We start from the raw sequence: 18,183 nt of genomic DNA, 5'->3' as shown, positions 1-18,183 counted from the left end.
GATGACTGCCACCCTCGTCGCCAAGGACCTCGCCGCCGGACACGGCGACCGCACACTCTTCGCCGGACTCGACCTCGTCGTCGCCCCCGGAGACGTGATCGGTCTCGTCGGAGTCAACGGCGCCGGAAAATCGTCCCTGCTCCGCCTGCTCGCCGGACTCGACCGCCCGGAGGAGGGCGAGCTGCGCCTCTCGCCGCCCACCGCCACCGTCGGACACCTCCCGCAGGAGCCCGAGCGGCGCGAAGGCGAGACCGTGGCCGCGTTCCTGGCCCGGCGCACCGGCGTCGCCGACGCCCAGCGCGCCATGGACGAGGCGACGGAGGGCCTGGTCTCCGGCGCTCCAGGCGCGGACGACGCGTACTCCGAGACCCTGGAGCGCTGGCTCGCCCTCGGCGGTGCGGACCTGGAGGAGCGGGCCGCGCAGGTCGCCGCCGAACTGGGCCTGAGCGTGAGTCTCGACCTTCCGATGACGGCGCTCTCCGGCGGTCAGGCGGCCCGCGCCGGACTCGCCTCGCTCCTGCTCTCGCGCTACGACATCTTCCTGCTGGACGAGCCCACCAACGACCTGGACCTCGACGGCCTCGAACGGCTGGAGCGCTTCGTCTCGGGGCTACGGGCCGGGACCGTCGTCATCAGCCACGACCGCGAGTTCCTGATGCGCACGGTCACCAAGGTGCTGGAGCTCGACCTCGCGCAGCAGCAGATCAACCTGTACGGCGGTGGCTACGCGGCCTACCTGGAGGAGCGCGAGACCGCCCGCCGCCACGCCCGCGAAGGGTACGAGGAGTACGCCGACAAGAAAGCCGCCCTCGAAGCGCGCGGCCATATGCAGCGCTCCTGGATGGACAAGGGCGTCAAGAACGCCCGCCGCAAGGCCACCGACGGCGACAAGCTCGGCCGTAACGCGCGCAGCGAGGCGAGCGAGAAGCAGGCGGCGAAGGCCCGGCAGACCCAGCGCATGATCGAGCGCCTGGATGTCGTCGAGGAGCCGCGCAAGGAGTGGGAGCTGCGGATGGAGATCGCCACCGCCCCACGCTCCGGCTCGGTCGTCGCGACCCTGCGCGAGGCCCGAGTGGTGCGCGGAGACTTCTCGTTCGGCCCCGCCTCGCTCCAGATCGACTGGGCCGACCGGGTCGCCATCACCGGAGCCAACGGCGCGGGCAAGTCCACGCTGCTCGCCGCCCTGTTGGAACGGATCCCGCTCGACTCCGGTCACGCCACGCTCGGTTCGGGCGTCGTGGTCGGCGAGGTGGACCAGGCCCGCAGACTCTTCCTCGGCCCCCAGTCGCTGCTGGAGGCGTTCTGCGCGGCGGTGCCCGACGAGGAACCGGCCGAAGTCCGTACCCTGCTCGCCAAGTTCGGCCTACGCGCCGATCATGTGATGCGCCCGGCCACCAGCCTCTCCCCGGGCGAACGCACCCGCGCCGCCCTCGCCCTGCTCCAGGGCCGAGGAGTCAACCTCCTGGTCCTCGACGAGCCGACGAACCATCTGGACCTGCCCGCCATCGAGCAGTTGGAGTCGGCCCTGGAGAGCTACACGGGCACGCTGCTGCTGGTCACCCACGACCGCCGGATGCTCGAAGCGGTCCGCGTGACGCGCCGCATCGAAGTGGCGGACGGCCAGGTCAAGGAAGTCTGAACGGAGTTGCGGGGGTGGGGGCGGGCCGCACACGGCGACCCGCCCCCACAGCCTTCCGGGGCTCAGCGCCCCCGGCCGCCCTGCTTCGGATCGGTCAGCCCGGCCCGCCGCAGCGCATCGGCCATCGCGCTGTTCGCCGGAGCCGGAGCGCCCTGCCCCTGCCGCGACCCGCCGCCGCCACCGCCGCGCCGGTCCCGGCCGCCGCCCTGACGGCCCTGCCCGCCACCGGATCCCTGACCGCCCTGGCCCTGCCGCTGCTTCGGCGGACGCGAGCCGCGCTCACCGCGACCCTGCCCACCGCCGCCGGCGCCCGGCTCGTCGTCCAGCCGCAGCGTCAACGAGATCCGCTTGCGCGGCGCATCGACGTCCATGACCTTGACCTTCACGATGTCCCCGGGCTTCACGACCTCACGCGGGTCCTTCACGAACGTCTTCGACAGGGCCGACACATGCACCAGCCCGTCCTGGTGGACGCCGATGTCGACGAACGCGCCGAAGGCGGCCACATTCGTCACGACGCCCTCCAGCACCATGCCCGGCTCCAGGTCGCCGAGCTTCTCGACGCCCTCCTTGAAGGTCGCCGTGCGGAAAGCGGGCCGCGGGTCGCGCCCCGGCTTCTCCAGCTCCTTCAGGATGTCCGTCACGGTCGGCAGGCCGAACATGTCGTCCACGAAGTCCGCCGCCCGCAGCGACCGCAGCGCCTCCGCGTTGCCGATCAGCGAGGCGACCTCGCCGCCCGCGCTCTTCCCCATCCGCCGCACCACCGGGTACGCCTCGGGGTGCACGCTGGAACCGTCCAGCGCGTCGTCGCCGCCCCGGATCCGCAGGAAGCCCGCACACTGCTCGTACGCCTTCGGGCCGAGCCGCGCCACGTCCTTGAGCGCCTTGCGGGAACGGAAGGGGCCGTTGGTGTCGCGGTGCGCGACGATGTTCTCGGCGAGACCGGAGCTGATCCCGGAGACCCGTGAAAGCAGCGGCGCGGAGGCGGTGTTGACGTCTACGCCGACGCCGTTCACACAGTCCTCTACGACCGCGTCCAGCGAGCGCGAGAGCTTCACCTCGGAGAGGTCGTGCTGGTACTGGCCGACGCCGATCGACTTCGGGTCGATCTTCACCAGCTCGGCCAGCGGGTCCTGGAGCCGCCGCGCGATCGAGACCGCGCCGCGCAACGAGACGTCCATGTCCGGGAGTTCCTGCGACGCGAAGGCGGAGGCGGAGTACACCGAGGCGCCCGCCTCCGAGACCATCACCTTGGTGAGCTTCAACTCCGGGTGCTTGTCGATCAGTTCACCGGCAAGCTTGTCCGTCTCACGGGAGGCGGTGCCGTTGCCGATCGCGATCAGGTCGACCGCGTGCTCCTTCGCGAGGTGCGCGAGGGTCGCCAGCGCCCGGTCCCACTTGTTGGCGGGCACATGCGGGTGGATCACCTCGGTGGCCACCACCTTGCCGGTCGCGTCGACGACCGCGACCTTCACCCCCGTACGGAATCCGGGGTCCAGGCCCAGCGTGGCCCGCGTCCCGGCCGGTGCGGCGAGCAGCAGATCGCGCAGGTTCGAGGCGAAGACGCGTACCGCCTCGTCCTCCGCCGCCGTGCGCAGCCGCAGCCGCAGGTCGATGCCGAGGTGCACCTGGATCCGGGTCCGCCACGCCCAACGCACCGTGTCCGCGAGCCACTTGTCGCCCGGCCGGCCCCGGTCCGCGATCTCGAAGCGGCGGGCGATCATGTTCTCGTACGTCGAGGGGCCCGGCCGCTCGGCGGCCTCGGGCTCCTCCGGCTCCAGGACCAGGTCGAGCACGTTCTCCTTCTCGCCGCGCAGCATCGCGAGCACCCGGTGCGAGGGCAGCGCGGTGAACGGCTCAGCGAAGTCGAAGTAGTCCGCGAACTTGGCGCCCGCCTCCTCCTGGCCCTCACGCACCTTCGCCGCCAGCCGGCCACGGGTCCACATGCGCTCGCGCAGCTCACCCGTCAGGTCGGCGTCCTCGGAGAACCGCTCGGTGAGGATCGCCCGCGCGCCCTCCAGAGCGGCCGCCGCGTCCGCCACACCCTTGTCGCCGTCCACGAACGCGGCGGCCGCGGCGAGCGGATCGGCCGAAGGGTCTTTGAGCAGGCCGTCCGCCAGCGGTTCGAGCCCCGCCTCCCGGGCGATCTGCGCCTTCGTCCGCCGCTTCGGCTTGAACGGCAGGTAGATGTCCTCCAGGCGCGCCTTGGTCTCGGCACCCCGGATCGCGGCCTCCAGCGCGGCGTCGAGCTTGCCCTGCTCGCGTACGGATTCGAGGATCGACGTACGCCGCTCCTCCAGCTCCCGCAGATAGCGCAGCCGCTCCTCCAGCGTGCGCAGCTGCGCGTCGTCGAGCGATTCGGTCGCCTCCTTGCGGTAGCGCGCGATGAACGGCACGGTGGAACCGCCGTCGAGCAGCTCGACGGCCGCCCTGACCTGTCGCTCACGTACGCCGAGCTCCTCGGCGATCCTGCCTTCGATGGACGTCGTCACGGTTTCCCGACTCGCCTTCTCGTACTGGCTGTGCAGTTGACGGGGCCCTCTCGGTCGGATCGGACCCCCAAGGCTGCATTGTGCCGGGTGGCCGGGGGCCGTGTCGCATGACCTCGGGGAACACGCCCGGGAGCCCCCGCACCGCGTGCGGGAGCTCCGGGCCCGTCGCGCGGGTCAGCGCCCGGTCGCCTCGGCCGGGAACGCGCCGTTCGCCGCGGCCGTGAACAGGAAGCCGCGCCCCAGCTCGGTGAGCCGCTCCACGCCTGCCGCTCCGAGGTGTTCGTACGGGGCCGTGTCCATCCGGTCCGTCGCCTCCTCCACCTCCGCGCGCAGCGCCGTCCCCGCCTCGGTCAGCGCCAGCTCCTCGCCGGCGACGAGCAGCCCGCGCTTCCGCAGCCGCTCGGACGCCGCCTCCCAGTCGGTGCGGCGCCAGCCGCGCGAGGAGAGGATCCAGCGGATGGCCATGCCCTTGCCGGTCGCGGTGTGGCTGACGAGCGACTCGACCGGGTCCAGACCGGCGGCGAGCAGCGCGGCGAGGTGCGCGTCGCCCCGGTGCTCGCGCAGCAGGGTCGCGGCGTGCCAGAACGCCAGGTGCGGCTCCTCGGGCACCGGGAGCTCCGCGTGGGCCGCGTAGAGCGGCCGGGCGTGCGGGGTGCACGCCTCGGTGGCGCGCAGCGCGAGCCGGGCCGCCTCCGCCATCTCCTCGGAGCCGATGATCTCCTCGCCGAGCAGCCGCCGCAGCGTCGCGTCCGCCGCCCGCAGCCGGGCCCCGAGCACCTGCTCGGGCGAGGCCACGGACCAGACGGCGGGCACGTGCTCGGCCACCAGGGCGGGGTTGAAGTTGTAGAAGGTCGCGGTGACGGTGCCTGCCCCCACCGCCCCGAACGCGGCGGCCCGGGTCGCGAAGTACGCGGCGCTCGGGTCCTCGATGCCGAGCTTCCCCATCTCGGCGCCGAGGTCGGGAGAGAAGAAGAGGCACGAGTGCAGCGGGTTGACGGCGTTGTGGCAGCGGCGTTCCGCACGGGCCGGAAGAGTACTCATACCCGCACGTTACCGACTGGTCGGTACGTCGGGAAGGCCGGGGGTTGTGTCCGGCGCGGGGAAAGGCCCGATGGCAGAAAAGGTGGGATAGTCGTCATTGCGGCCACCGCCGCTCACCGCCCAGGATGACAGGCGTGACCCAGCGATCCGTGCTCACCGTCCTCTTCGACGGCGTCCAGAGCCTCGATGTGACCGGTCCGATGGAGGTCTTCGCCGGGGCCTCCAGGGCGCCGGGCATCGCCTACGACCTGCGCACCGCCTCGCTCGACGGCGGCCCCGTCCGCACGAGCGGCGGACTGGCCCTGGTCCCTGACGGCAGCCTCGCCGAGGCACCCGTACCGCACACGCTGCTGGTCCCCGGCGGACACGGCACCCGCGACTCCCGCCCGGAGCTGACAGCCTGGCTGCGGGCTCACGCCGGGCAGGCGGAGCGGCTGGTCTCCGTGTGCACCGGGGCCCTGCTGCTGGCCGAGGCGGGCCTCCTGGACGGCCACCGGGTCACGACCCACTGGAACTACTGCGCACAGCTCGCCCGCGACCACCCGGCCGTCCACGTCGACCCCGACCCGATCTTCGTACGGGACGGACGGCTGGCCACCTCGGCGGGCGTCACCGCCGGCATCGACCTGGCCCTCGCACTGGTCGAGGAGGACCACGGCCGGGACCTCGCGCTGACCATCGCCCGCCACCTCGTCGTCTTCCTGCGCCGCCCCGGCAACCAGGCCCAGTTCAGCGCCCAGCTCAGCGCGCAGACGGCACGGCGCGAACCGCTGCGCGAGGTCCAGCACTGGATCACCGAGCACCCGGACGCCGATCTCGCCGTCGAGACCCTCGCCGCCCGCGCCCGGCTCTCGCCCCGGCACTTCGCCCGCGCGTTCCGGGAGGAGACCGGGATGACACCGGGGCGGTACGTGGACCGCGTACGCCTGGAGCACGCCCGCAGGCTCCTGGAGGACACCTCCGACCCCGTCGAGCGGATCGCCCGCGCCAGCGGCTACGGGACGCCGGAGGCCATGCGCCGCGCCTTCGTGAAGGCCCTCGCCACGGCACCGGCGGAGTACCGCCGCCGCTTCCGTACGCCGATGTCCACCACCACCTGACCCGACCCCACCCGTCCACCGAAAGGCAGCCCCGTGCAGATCGCCATCGCGCTCTTCGACCGCTTCACCGCCCTGGACGCGGTAGGACCGTACGAGATCCTCAGCCGCGCCCCCGGCGCCGAGGTCGTCTTCGTCGCCGAACGCACCGGCCCCGTCGTCAACGACAGCGGCAGTCTCCAGCTCGTCGCCCACCAGACCTTCGCCGAGGTCCCGTCACCCGATCTGGTGATCGTGCCGGGCGGCCCGGGGCAGAGCGCCCAGATGGAGAACGAGGTGCTGCTCGGCTGGCTGCGCGCGGTGGACGCCGCCACCACCTGGACGACCTCCGTCTGCACCGGCTCGCTGCTGCTGGCGGCGGCCGGGCTGCTGCGGGACCGGCGGGCCACCTCGCACTGGCTGGCGCTGGAGGCGCTGAAGGAGTTCGGCGCCGAGCCGACGGGGGAGCGGGTGGTGGTCGACGGGAAGTACGTCACCGCCGCCGGGGTCTCCTCCGGCATCGACATGGGCCTCACCCTGCTCGGCCGGATCGCGGGCGACGACACGGCCCGCTCGGTTCAGCTGCTCACCGAGTACGACCCGCAGCCGCCGTACGACTGCGGGTCGCCGGAGAAGGCCCCGGCGCCACTGGTGGAGGAGTGGCGGGCCAAGAGCCGACACGTCACCCGGTAGGACCCGATCGACCGCGTGATCCCTTCAGGGCCGACGCGTGACCCCATAGAGCGCGTGCCACCTCTGCAGGGCCCGTCACCTCGTAGGGCCCGTCGAGCCCGTCGTGTACGTGAACTCCGGCGCCCGCCGTTCCAGGAAGGCGGCGACCCCCTCCGCGGTGTCGCCGCTGCCCTGCGCCTGGCCGGCCCAGTACGCGTCCCGGTCCTGCCGCCCGGCCGCGAACTCCTTCGCCGCCGCCTGCGTCAGCTGGGAGCGCGAGGCCAGCACCTCCGCGTACGCCGCCACCCGCTCGTCCAGGCCGCCGGCCGGCAGCACCTCGTCCACCAGTCCGGTGCGCAGGGCCCGCTCCGTGTCGATCAGCTCGCCGGAGAAGAGCAGGTGCTTCGCCGTGGCCGGACCGACCAGGCCGACCAGCCGCCGGGTGGAGGAGGACGGATAGACGATGCCGAGCTTGGCGGGCGTGACGCCGAACAGTGCGCCCTCCTGTGCGAACCGCAGATCGCAGGCGGCCGCGAGCTGGCTGCCGCCGCCGACGCAGTAGCCGCGCACCGCGGCGAGCGTCGGCCGCGGGAAGGCGGCGAGCGCCTCCTCGGCGGCCACCGCTAGCGCCTGCGCGTCCCCGGCGCTCTCCCGCAGCGTGGAGATGTCCGCCCCGGCGCAGAAGGTGTCCCCGGCGCCCGTCAGCACCAGCACCCGGACCGCCGGGTCGGCGGCCAGCCGCTCCAGCAGCTGCGGCAGGCCGCGCCACATCGCGGCGGTCATGGAGTTGCGCTTGGCGGGGTGGCTGATCACGACGGTGGCGATCCCGCCGTCGACGGAGCAGCACAGCCGGGGTTCCGTACGGTCCATGCGCCGGATGCTATCCGCAGGGTTCGAACCTATGATCAAGAAGGGGTCGCGAAGCGGACACGCACCGTGAGGAGCTGTCGATGAACGGACCCACCGCCGAGGGCAGGAAGCACGGACCCGGCACACAGGGCGGCAAGCGCGGAACCACCGCCGAGGGCAGAAAGCTCACCCGCAGCTTCAGCTGGCTAGCCCTGCTCGGCACGCTGCTGGTGATCGCCGGAATCATCGGTCTGATCTACACCGGCGTCGCCACCCTCACCTCGATGCTGCTCTTCGGCTGGCTGCTGCTGATCGGCGGTCTCGTCGGCCTGGCACACGCCATCGAGTCGCGCGGCACCAACTACTTCTGGCTCGGCGTCGTGGTCGCCGCACTGAACCTCGCCGCCGGTGTCGTGGTCATCCGCCACCCGGAAGGAACCGCCGAGGCGCTGACCATGTTCGCCGCGCTGCTCTTCCTGACCGGCGGGGTGTTCCGGCTGGTCGGCAGCGTCGTGGTCCGTGGCCCGCAGATGGGGTGGACGCTGCTCCAAGGCGCCTTCGGGCTGCTGCTGGGCCTGCTGGTGCTGTTCGACTGGCCGCACAGCAGCCTGTACGTTCTCGGCGTCTTCTTCTCGCTGGCCCTGCTCTTCGACGGCCTCGGCCTCATCGCCATCGGGGTCGGCGGCCGGCGCATCGTCAGCATGGTCTCGGAGCAGCTGGAAGACCGGCCCGACGATCGGCTCGATGCACCCGGCCCGACTACGGACCGTACGCCCAAGGCCCCGGGAGACGGTCAGGAGTAGGCGGCCACCTGGCGCCATCGCGCACCCTCGGTCAAATAGCGCCGATACACAGCTATTTCCGATCAGTGGCACGGTACGGACCAAGCCATTCCCAACACTCTTTACTCGACGGTCAGTGCAGTGCGAGTGAGAGCTGGTGCCGGACGATGGAGAGCCTCGGGAGTGCCCCTGCCGATCCCGTGTCGTACGAGGGGGTGTGGCGCTTCACCGCCCCCGCGGTGGATGTGTCCGTACCCCAGTCCCGGCACGCCGTGCGCGACCTTCTGGACCGCCAGGGCGTGCCGATCGAGGAGGACGTCCTCCAGGGTCTGCTGCTGATCGTCTCGGAGCTGGTCACCAACGCCGTCAAACACGCGGCGCTGCTCTCGCCCGAGCTGGCGGTCGAGGTGGCCATCGGGGCCGACTGGGTCAGAGTGTCGGTCGAGGACAGCCACCCCTACCGGCCCACCGCCCTGGAGACGGACTACGCGCAGACCGGCGGCCGCGGGCTGCTGCTGGTCAAGGAGGTCACCGCGGAGGCGGGCGGTACCTGCGACGTGGAGCACACCGCCGGCGGCGGCAAGATCATCTGGGCGGCGCTGCCGTTGAAGACGCAGCTCTGACCGCCCCGTACGCGATCCGCGCGAGGCTCACCAGCCCGCGGACGGACCCGTCAGCTCACGGATCGCCGGACGCGCCGCGTCCAGCACCGTCATGAACCATGCCGAGAACGGCGCCTCGGCATGCCGCTCCGCCAGCTCCGCCGCCGTCACGAACGCCGTCTCGCCGACCTCCTCCGGGTCCGGCTTCAGCGCGTCCTGTGCCATCCCCACGAACAGGTGGTTGAACTCCTGCTCCACCAGGCCCGAGGCCGGGTCCGGGTGGTTGTAGCGGACCGTGCCCGCCTCCGCGAGCAGCGAGGGCGCGATGCCCAGCTCCTCGTACGTACGCCGGGCCGCCGCCGCGAAGGGGGCCTCGCCCGGGTAGGGGTGGCCGCAGCAGGTGTTCGACCAGACGCCGGGGGAGTGGTACTTGCCGAGCGCCCTGCGCTGGAGCAGCAGCCGTCCCTGCTCGTCGAAGAGGAAGACGGAGAACGCGCGGTGCAGCTGCCCGGGGGCCTGGTGGGCCGCCAGCTTCTCCGCGGTGCCGATGGTGGTGCCGTTCTCGTCGACCAGTTCGAGCATGATCGCTTCTGCGGTGCCGTTCGACGAGCTGTGCGTCGCGGTGGCTGGTGTGGTCGGCATACCCATCCTTGTCTGTGGTCCCCGGCCTCGTGCGCCGGACCCCTCGAGTCCGGCCAAGTCTGCCGTACAAAAGCCGCTTGTCCGTACTTCGGGTCCGGGCATGTCCGGCCCGCCGTGCCCGGTGAGCGCGGCGGGCCGGACGGGCCGTCAGACCCCGAAGGCCGCCGGATAGCGGATCATTCCCGGTGGAACCGGAACGGAATCGTCCAGGACCAGCGCCATCATCGCCTCGTCCGGCACCGCGAACCCGGCCCGGATCCCGTACCGGGAAGCGGGTACGCAACCGAAGCGCGCGTAGTACGCGGGATCGCCGAGCACCACCGCCAGCGCTTCTCCGCGCACCCTGGCCGCATCGAGGGCCGCCCGCACCACGGCCTGCCCGGCGCCCTGCCGCTGGTAGGCGGGCGAGGTGGCGACCGGGGCCAGCGCGAGCGCCGGAGCGTCCCCGATCCGGCACCGGGTCAGCAGCGCGTACGCCGCCACGGACCCGTCCGGCGCCTCGGCCGCGTACGACAGCTCCGGCAGCCAGGCCTCGGCGTCGGCGCGCAAGGCGTCCACCAGGTCGGCCTCGTCCCGGGTCGGAAAGGCGGCCGAGTTGACGGCGTGCACGGCCTCCCGGTCCGCCGCCGTCTCCGGCCGGGTGGTCCAGCGGGGGTCGGCCGGTCGCAGCAGGTACGCCGCGTAGCCGTACTCCGCGCCGTACTCACGCCGTACCGCCAGCTCCTCACGGGTGGCCGCGAGCGCCCACTCCATACCGGGAGACGTGCCGGGAGCCGTGAGGCCGGCGCTCTCCACCCGTTCGGCGAGCGGGACGTAGTACGTGTCCCAGTCGCTGTCGGGCTGGAGCAGGACCGAGGAGACCGTGCAGCCCGCGGCGACGGCCGCCGCGGTGGTCTCCGGCCGGGTGCGCAGGGAGCCGTTGCGGTTCCAGAAGTCGCGCGCCCCGGCCGAGGGCGCGTCGGTGGTCCAGACGCACTCGGAGACCATCATCGCGCCGCCCGGCGCGAGCAGCCGCTGCCAGTCGCGTACGGCGGTGGCGAAGCCGATGCAGTAGGCCGACCCCTCGGCCCAGATCAGGTCGAAGGAGCCGGCCGGGAAGCCGGGGCCGGTGAGGTCGCCCATGTCGGCCCGGACCGTACGGATACGGTCGCCCAGGCCGCGGGCGTCGGCCGCCTCACGCAGCTCGTCCAGGAACGGCTGGTGCAGGTCGACCGCGGTCACCTCGGCGCCCGCCTCGGAGGCGAGCAGCAGAGATGCGCGGCCCGGACCGCAGCCCAGGTCCAGGACGCGCGGACGGCCGGGGAGGGGGCCGGCCAGAGCGAGCAGCCGGCGCGTGGTGGCGTCGGAGCCGGGACTCTGGCGGGGGAGACGGTGGTGCAGGGTGAAGAACGCCTCGGTGCGCGAGGCGTCGTCGGTGTGGTCGGTCAACGTGGGAACCCTTGTGTACGAGGGCTCCGGCCTGACCCGAAGGAGAGGTTCTAGCCGGAAACCCGGGAGATGAGGGAAGAACGATTGCTGCGCCGGGAAGGCGCCGTCGCGACCGTCATCAACCTCAGCTCCTCTCGAAAGGTCCCGGTGTGTCCGGGAGTCGTCCACGGTGAGACTCGAACGTCTCAGCGAGCGAGCCTAACACCACCACCGTGACCGGCTCAGTGGCAGAGATGCGCCTCGTGCTCCGCGTGACCGCTCGGTTCCAGCTGGAAGGTGCAGTGCTCCACGTCGAAGTGGTCGCCGAGGCAGCCCTGCAGCTCGTGCAGCACCTTCTCGTGGCCTATCGAGTCGAGCATCTCCTGGCGCACCACCACATGCGCGGAGAGCACCGGCATCCCGGAGGTGATCGTCCAGGCGTGCAGGTCATGGACGCCCAGGACACCGGGCAGCGCCGTGATGTGGGCCCGTACCTCCGCCATGTCCACGCCCTTGGGTGCCGACTCAAGCAGCACGTTCAGCGTCTCCCGCAGCAGCTTCACCGTGCGCGGGACGATCATCAGGCCGATCACCAGCGAGGCGATCGGGTCGGCGGCCTGCCAGTCGGTCGCCATGATGACGGCCGCCGAGACGATCACGGCGACCGAGCCCAGGGTGTCCGCCAGCACCTCCAGATAGGCGCCGCGCACATTGAGGCTCTCTTTCTGTCCGCGCATCAGCAGAGAGAGGGAGACGACGTTGGCGACCAGGCCGACGGTGGCGAACGCGATGGCGAGGCCGCCCTTGGTCTCCGCCGGGGTGATGAACCGGTCGACCGCCTCGAAGATCAGGAAGCCCCCGACACCCAGCAGCAGCAGACAGTTGGCGAGCGCCGCCAGGATCTCGGCGCGGGCGAAGCCGAAGGTGCGGTTCGGCCCGGCCGGCCGGTTGGCGAAGTGGATGGCGAGCAGCGCCATCCCGAGCCCCAGGGCGTCGGTGGCCATATGGGCGGCGTCCGCGATCAGGGCCAGCGAGTCGGAGAGCACCCCGCCGACGATCTCCATGACCATCACGCTCAGCGTGATCCCGAGGGCGACGCGGAGCCTGCCCCGGTACGCGGCGGCCGCCGTGCCGGTGCGAGGCGGCCCGCCGTGCGTGTGCCCGTGATCGTGGCCAGCCCCCATGCGAAACGCCTCCAGCTCCGTGCGACGGTGCCCGGCGAAACCGCCCGACGACGCCAGTGAACTACGGGTGGGGGGTATCGGGCAACACGGGACTGAACACCGTTGTCATCTGCTCTGACCTGCGGAAACGCTACGCAGGTCAGAGCGGTGACGTGATCGTTTACGGACGTCCGCCATGGGTGCCGGTACGCGCCTTCGGGTGGTGCAGGCACCACCCTTCCCACGCCGACTCCACCATCGAGCGGACGTCCCGCCGGGCCGTCCAGCCCAGCTCCCGGACCATTCGCGCGTCCGAGGCGACCGCCTTCGCCGCGTCACCGGGGCGGCGCGGCTCCACCACGGGCTTCACCGTGTGTCCGGTCACCTCGGTGATCACGTCGATCAGCTCCCGTACCGACACGCCCTCGCCCCGGCCCACGTTCAGCGTCAGATCGCCGCCCTCGCGCACCCCGAGCTTCCGCGCCACGGCGAGGTGGGCGTCGGCCAGGTCGGCGACGTGGATGTAGTCACGGACGCACGTGCCGTCGGGCGTGGGGTAGTCGTCGCCGAAGATCCGCGGGGCCTCGCCCCTGGTCAGCCGGTCGAAGACCATCGGGACGATGTTGAAGACCCCGGTGTCCGCCAGCTCGGGCCCGGCCGCGCCCGCCACGTTGAAGTACCGCAGACAGGCGGTCGAGATCCCGTGCGCCCTGCCCGTGGCCCGCACCAGCCACTCGCCGGCGAGCTTCGTCTCGCCGTACGGGTTGATCGGCAGGCAGGGCGTCTCCTCCGTGACGAGGTCCACGTCCGGTACGCCGTAGACGGCCGCCGACGACGAGAAGAGGAAGCGCCGCACCCCCGCAGCGACCACGGCCTCCAGCAGCACCGTCAGCCCGGCGATGTTCTCCCGGTAGTACAGCAGCGGCCTCTCCACCGACTCGCCGACCTGCTTCTTCGCCGCGAGATGCACCACACCGCTCACCGCGTGCTCGGCCAGCACCCGGTCCAGCAGCGTCCGGTCCGAGGCCGAGCCCTCCACCAGCGTGACGGCCTCCGGCAGCCGGTCCACGACGCCCGTCGAGCGGTCGTCGACCACCACGACCCGCTCGCCCGCCGCGACCATGGCCCGCGCCACGTGTGCCCCGATGTAACCCGCTCCACCTGTGATCAGCCATGTCATGACCGTCAGCCTAAGCGTCACACCCGTCCGGCCCGACCGGCGGTTTGTGGGCCGGGGCACCGATCAAGGATGATGATCGCCGAGGGAACCGGCCCGGTCGGAGCCACCCGAACAGCGCGCAAACGGGTGGTGAACTCGGCCTTCCGTTCATCCGATAGCCTCAGCCGACATGCCGCCGGCCCGCCTCGTGGCCGTGCTGCCGAGTGTCGTCCACCGTCAGTGCCAAGGAGTGAGTTCGTCTGTCGACCGCCATCCTCACCGGTACGCCGGTACCCGGGTCGTCGCTCGCGGACGATCTGAGGTCCCTGGGCTTCGACGTGCTCAGCGCCGCCGACGCCGGTGACGCCGCAGCACTCCTCGCCGCCGTCCCGGCCGACCGCCGGGTCGCCCTCGTCGACCCGCGCTTCGTGGGCCACCTCCACGCGCTGCGGCTCGGCCTGACCGACCCGCGCTTCCCCGCCGCCACCGTCCCCGGCGCGCTCACCGCCCAGCCCCAGGCCCGGCCGGCCCTGCTGCGCGCGCTGCACCGCACCACGGCCGCGGTCGGCGCAGGCGCGCCCGTCGTCGCCCCCGACACCGACCCGGCACCCGAGGACCGCACCGTCCCCGGCCGCATCGCCGTCGCGCTGGAGGCCGAGGGCACCGCCGTACAGCGCCCCGCCCTCGGTTCGCTCGTCGCCGCCGTCCCCACCGACCCCGAACAGCAGGCCGCGGCCGAGGCCGCACGTGCGTCGGTCGACGACGAAGCCGTACGGCTGCGCAGCGCGGTCAAGGCCCACGACGGCTTCTTCACCACCTTCTGCATCAGCCCCTACTCCCGCTACATCGCCCGCTGGTGCGCCCGCCGGGGCCTCACGCCGAACCAGGTCACCACCGCCTCGCTGATCACCGCGCTCATCGCGGCGGGCAGCGCGGCCACCGGCACCCGGGGCGGCTACGTCGCCGCCGGGATCCTGCTCCTGGTCTCCTTCGTCCTGGACTGCGCCGACGGGCAGCTCGCCCGCTACTCGCTGCAGTACTCCACGATGGGCGCGTGGCTGGACGCCACGTTCGACCGGGCCAAGGAGTACGCCTACTACGCCGGCCTCGCCATCGGCGCCGCCCGAGGCGGTGACGACGTATGGGTCCTCGCGCTCGGCGCGATGGTCCTCCAGGCCTGCCGCCACGTCGTCGACTTCTCGTTCAACGAGGCCAACCACGACGCGGTCGCCAACACCAGCCCCACCGCCGCCCTCTCCGACAAGCTCGACAGCGTCGGCTGGACGGTCTGGGCGCGCCGGATGATCGTGCTGCCGATCGGCGAGCGGTGGGCCATGATCGCGGTGCTCACCGCGCTCACCACCCCCCGCATCGTCTTCTACGCCCTGCTCGCAGGCTGCGCCCTCGCCGCCTGCTACACCACCGCCGGCCGCCTTCTGCGCTCGCTGACCCGCAAGGCCGGCCGCACCGACCGAGCCGCCCAGGCACTGGCGGACCTCGCCGACTCCGGCCCCCTGGCCCAGGGCGTCGCCGCGGTCGCCCCCGGCCTGCGGGGCGCGTTCACGGCCCCCGCGGTCGCTCTGCTCGGCACCCTCGTGATGGTCGGCGCCGCCCTCTTCCTCCCGTACGGCAGCCCGCTCACCGTCGCCGCCGCGGCCGTGTACGTCCTGCTCTCCGGCCTCGCCGTCGCCCGCCCCCTCAAGGGCGCGCTCGACTGGCTGGTGCCGCCGTTCTTCCGGGCGGCGGAGTACGTCACGATCCTCGTGCTGGCGGCCCGCAGCGACGTCCCGCACGCCGTTCCGGCGGCCTTCGGGCTCGTCTCGGCCGTCGCCTACCACAACTACGACACGGTCTACCGCATCCGCGGAGGCACCGGCGCACCGCCCCAGTGGCTGGTGCGGACGATCGGTGGCCACGAGGGCCGTACCGCGCTGGTGGCCGTTCTCGCCGCCGTACTCACCCACACCTCAGGTTTCACCACGGCTCTCACCGTCCTCGCGGTCGCCGTGGCTCTGGTGGTGCTCGTGGAGTCCATCCGCTTCTGGGTGTCCTCCTCGGCGCCCGCCGTACACGACGAAGGAGAACTCGCATGATCGGCCTCGTACTGGCAGCCGGTGCAGGACGACGTCTGCGCCCCTACACGGACACCCTCCCCAAGGCGCTCGTCCCGGTCGACGGCGACAGGACGGTCCTCGACCTCACGCTCGCCAACTTCGCCGAGGTCGGACTCACCGAGGTCGCGATCGTCGTCGGCTACCGCAAGGAGGCCGTCCACGCCCGCAAGGCCGAGCTGGAGGCCACGTACGGCGTCACCCTCACCCTCATCGACAACGACAAGGCCGAGGAGTGGAACAACGCCTACTCCCTGTGGTGCGCCCGTGACGTCATCAGGCGCGGCGTGATCCTCGCCAACGGCGACACCGTGCACCCGGTCTCCGTCGAGAAGACCCTCCTGGACGCCCGCGGCGAGGGCCGGCGGATCATCCTCGCCCTGGACACCGAGAAGCGCCTCGCCGACGAGGAGATGAAGGTCATCACCGAGGAGGGCGAGGGCGTCCGGCGCATCACGAAGCTGATGGACCCGGCCACCGCGACCGGTGAGTACATCGGCGTCACCCTCATCGAGGCCGAGGCCGCCGAGGAGCTCGCCGACGCGTTGAAGGCCACCTTCGAGCGCGACCCCGACCTCTACTACGAGGACGGCTACCAGGAGCTCGTCAACCGCGGCTTCACCGTCGACGTGGCCCCGATCGGCACCGTCACCTGGGTCGAGATCGACAACCACGACGACCTGAAGAAGGGCCGGGAGATCGCGTGCCAGTACTGACCCGGCTCATTCCGTCCCCGGTCGTCGTCGACATCCGGCGCGGCGCCATGGACGATCTGGCGGGTCTCCTGGCCGATCAGCGGATCTCCTCCTCGGGCAAGCTCGCCATCGCGATCAGCGACGGCTCCGGGCGCGCCCTCAAGGAGCGGCTCGCCCCGGTCCTGCCGGGTGCCGACTGGTACGCCGTCCGCGACGGCACCATCGACTCCGCGGTGAAGCTCGCCGACGAGATCAAGGGCACCCGGTACGACGCGGTGGTCGGCCTCGGCGGCGGCAAGATCATCGATGTGGCGAAGTACGCCGCGGCGCGGGTCGGGCTGCCCCTGGTCGCCGTCGCGACGAACCTCTCGCACGACGGCCTCTGCTCGCCGGTGGCCACGCTGGACAACGACAACGGACGCGGCTCCTACGGCGTGCCCACGCCGATCGCCGTGGTCATCGACCTCGACGTGATCCGTGAGGCGCCCGCCCGGTACGTCCGCTCCGGCATCGGCGACGCCGTCTCGAACATCTCCTGCGTCGCCGACTGGGAGCTGGCCCACGAGGTCAACGGCGAGGAGATCGACGGACTCGCGGCCGCCATGGCCCGCCAGGCCGGCGAGGCCGTGCTGCGCCACCCCGGCGGCGTCGGCGACGACGCCTTCCTCAAGGTGCTGGCCGAGGGGCTGGTCCTGACCGGCATCTCGATGTCGGTCGCGGGCGACTCCCGTCCGGCCTCCGGCGCCTGCCACGAGATCAACCACGCCTTCGACCTGCTGTACCCGCAGCGGGCGGCCAGCCACGGCGAGCAGGTCGGCATCGGCGCCTGCTTCGCCATGCATCTGCGCGGTGCCCGTCAGGACTCCCTCCAGATGGCATCGACCCTGCGCCGCCACGGTCTGCCGGTGCTGCCCGAGGAGATCGGGTTCACCGTCGACGAGTTCATCCGGGCCGTCGACTACGCGCCGCAGACCCGACCGGGACGCTTCACCGTCCTGGAGCACCTCAACCTGTCCACCGACCAGATCAGGGACGCGTACGCCGACTATGCCTCGACCATCAGTAGCTGAACTCCGTCCGGTCGTGCACCCTCCGGGGGTGAAGGACCGGCGCAGCGGCGAGCACTGGGCCGGCCGCCTGTACATGCGTGAGGTCTCCCTGCGGGTCGACCGCTACCTGGTGAACACCAAGGTCACGCCGAACCAGGTCACGTACGTGATGACGCTGGCCGGAGTCCTGGCCGCACCGGCCCTGCTGGTGCCCGGCATACCGGGCGCCCTGCTCGGTGTGCTCATGGTCCAGCTCTATCTGCTCTTCGACTGCGTCGACGGCGAACTGGCCCGCTGGAAGAAGCAGTACTCGCTGAGCGGGGTCTACCTGGACCGGGTCGCCGCCTACCTGTGCGACGCGGCCGTCCTCGTCGGCCTCGGCCTGCGTGCCGCCGACATCTGGGGCGAGGGCCGGATCGACTGGCTCTGGGCCTTCCTCGGCACGCTCGCCGCGCTCGGCGCGATCATGATCAAGGCCGAGACGGACCTGGTCGGCGTCGCCCGCCACCAGGGCGGGCTGCCGCCGGTCAAGGAGGCGGCTTCCGAGCCGCGCTCCTCCGGCATGGCGCTGGCCCGCCGCGTGGCCGGAGCGCTCAAGTTCCACCGGCTGATCCTCGGGATCGAGGCCTCGCTGCTCATCCTGCTCGTCGCGATCCTGGACACCATCGGCGGCGACCTCTTCTACACCCGCCTCGCCACCGCCGTACTGGCCGGCATCGCCCTCCTGCAGACCCTGCTCCACCTCGTCTCCGTCCTGGCGTCCAGCAGGCTGAAGTGACCTCTGCCACGAGACTGGGCGCGGTG

General features: G+C 72.1%; 16 protein-coding genes. 9 read left to right on the top strand and 7 right to left on the bottom strand.

Annotated elements, in window-relative coordinates; genetic code table 11:
- Position 1 precedes the first annotated feature (1 nt).
- A complete protein-coding gene (locus tag ACIRR8_RS15005) occupies positions 2-1,639 on the top strand; it encodes an ABC-F family ATP-binding cassette domain-containing protein (protein WP_404063898.1) in 1,638 nt (545 codons plus the stop codon).
- Positions 1,640-1,701: 62 nt separating this feature from the next.
- Here the strand turns inward: ACIRR8_RS15005 and ACIRR8_RS15000 are convergent, their stop codons facing one another.
- Both ACIRR8_RS15000 and ACIRR8_RS14995 read right to left on the bottom strand, forming a co-directional pair.
- Positions 1,702-4,131: a Tex family protein gene (locus ACIRR8_RS15000; RefSeq protein WP_404063895.1), complete on the bottom strand. Its 2,430-nt coding sequence runs from the start codon at positions 4,129-4,131 to the stop codon at positions 1,702-1,704.
- Between the two features lie 174 nt (positions 4,132-4,305).
- Positions 4,306-5,172, bottom strand: a complete 867-nt coding sequence (locus tag ACIRR8_RS14995; protein ID WP_404063892.1) for a hypothetical protein — start codon at positions 5,170-5,172, stop codon at positions 4,306-4,308.
- Between the two features lie 134 nt (positions 5,173-5,306).
- Between ACIRR8_RS14995 and ACIRR8_RS14990 the strand changes: the two genes are divergently transcribed.
- Positions 5,307-6,272 (top strand): GlxA family transcriptional regulator, encoded by a 966-nt coding sequence (locus ACIRR8_RS14990; RefSeq protein ID WP_404063889.1) that lies wholly within the window; start codon positions 5,307-5,309, stop codon positions 6,270-6,272.
- 33 nt (positions 6,273-6,305) lie between these two features.
- Positions 6,306-6,941: a DJ-1/PfpI family protein gene (locus tag ACIRR8_RS14985; RefSeq protein WP_404063886.1), complete on the top strand. Its 636-nt coding sequence runs from the start codon at positions 6,306-6,308 to the stop codon at positions 6,939-6,941.
- 75 nt (positions 6,942-7,016) lie between these two features.
- On the opposite strand, the gene ACIRR8_RS14980 is transcribed toward ACIRR8_RS14985, so the two are convergent.
- Positions 7,017-7,790: an enoyl-CoA hydratase/isomerase family protein gene (locus ACIRR8_RS14980; protein ID WP_404063883.1), complete on the bottom strand. Its 774-nt coding sequence runs from the start codon at positions 7,788-7,790 to the stop codon at positions 7,017-7,019.
- Between the two features lie 80 nt (positions 7,791-7,870).
- Here ACIRR8_RS14980 and ACIRR8_RS14975 point away from each other — a divergent pair, with 80 nt between their 5' ends.
- Positions 7,871-8,572: an HdeD family acid-resistance protein gene (locus ACIRR8_RS14975; protein WP_404063880.1), complete on the top strand. Its 702-nt coding sequence runs from the start codon at positions 7,871-7,873 to the stop codon at positions 8,570-8,572.
- Positions 8,573-8,718: 146 nt separating this feature from the next.
- Entirely contained in the window at positions 8,719-9,174 is a 456-nt protein-coding gene (locus ACIRR8_RS14970) for an ATP-binding protein (RefSeq protein WP_404063877.1), read from the top strand.
- A gap of 27 nt (positions 9,175-9,201) precedes the next feature.
- On the opposite strand, the gene idi is transcribed toward ACIRR8_RS14970, so the two are convergent.
- The 4 genes from idi to galE all read right to left on the bottom strand — a co-directional run bounded on the left by idi (position 9,202) and on the right by galE (position 13,545).
- On the bottom strand, positions 9,202-9,795 hold the full coding sequence (idi, locus tag ACIRR8_RS14965; RefSeq protein ID WP_404063874.1) for an isopentenyl-diphosphate Delta-isomerase: 594 nt from the start codon (positions 9,793-9,795) through the stop codon (positions 9,202-9,204).
- A 147-nt stretch (positions 9,796-9,942) separates the two neighbouring features.
- On the bottom strand, positions 9,943-11,223 hold the full coding sequence (locus ACIRR8_RS14960; RefSeq protein ID WP_404063871.1) for a GNAT family N-acetyltransferase: 1,281 nt from the start codon (positions 11,221-11,223) through the stop codon (positions 9,943-9,945).
- Between the two features lie 221 nt (positions 11,224-11,444).
- On the bottom strand, positions 11,445-12,386 hold the full coding sequence (locus ACIRR8_RS14955) for a cation diffusion facilitator family transporter (RefSeq protein WP_404063868.1): 942 nt from the start codon (positions 12,384-12,386) through the stop codon (positions 11,445-11,447).
- 160 nt (positions 12,387-12,546) lie between these two features.
- Entirely contained in the window at positions 12,547-13,545 is a 999-nt protein-coding gene (gene galE / locus ACIRR8_RS14950; protein WP_404063865.1) for a UDP-glucose 4-epimerase GalE, read from the bottom strand.
- Positions 13,546-13,862: 317 nt separating this feature from the next.
- Here galE and ACIRR8_RS14945 point away from each other — a divergent pair, with 317 nt between their 5' ends.
- The 4 genes from ACIRR8_RS14945 to ACIRR8_RS14930 are packed head-to-tail and all read left to right on the top strand — an operon-like array spanning position 13,863 to position 18,157.
- On the top strand, positions 13,863-15,617 hold the full coding sequence (locus tag ACIRR8_RS14945; protein ID WP_404063862.1) for a DUF5941 domain-containing protein: 1,755 nt from the start codon (positions 13,863-13,865) through the stop codon (positions 15,615-15,617).
- Complete coding sequence (locus ACIRR8_RS14940) at positions 15,614-16,351, top strand: sugar phosphate nucleotidyltransferase (protein WP_404063860.1); 738 nt, start codon at positions 15,614-15,616, stop codon at positions 16,349-16,351. The genes ACIRR8_RS14945 and ACIRR8_RS14940 overlap by 4 nt, the downstream gene beginning before the upstream one ends.
- Positions 16,339-17,400: an iron-containing alcohol dehydrogenase family protein gene (locus ACIRR8_RS14935; RefSeq protein ID WP_404063857.1), complete on the top strand. Its 1,062-nt coding sequence runs from the start codon at positions 16,339-16,341 to the stop codon at positions 17,398-17,400. The genes ACIRR8_RS14940 and ACIRR8_RS14935 overlap by 13 nt, the downstream gene beginning before the upstream one ends.
- The gene (locus tag ACIRR8_RS14930; RefSeq protein WP_404063854.1) at positions 17,378-18,157 is read left to right on the top strand and encodes a CDP-alcohol phosphatidyltransferase family protein; all 780 of its coding nucleotides are present in this window, start codon (positions 17,378-17,380) and stop codon (positions 18,155-18,157) included. The genes ACIRR8_RS14935 and ACIRR8_RS14930 overlap by 23 nt, the downstream gene beginning before the upstream one ends.
- Positions 18,158-18,183 lie beyond the last annotated feature (26 nt).

The organism is Streptomyces sp. NPDC101178 (genome assembly GCF_044767965.1).
Lineage (GTDB): Bacteria > Actinomycetota > Actinomycetes > Streptomycetales > Streptomycetaceae > Streptomyces.
The sequence above is the reverse complement of the archived record's forward strand: the minus strand, read 5'-3'. Positions and strand labels throughout refer to the sequence as shown.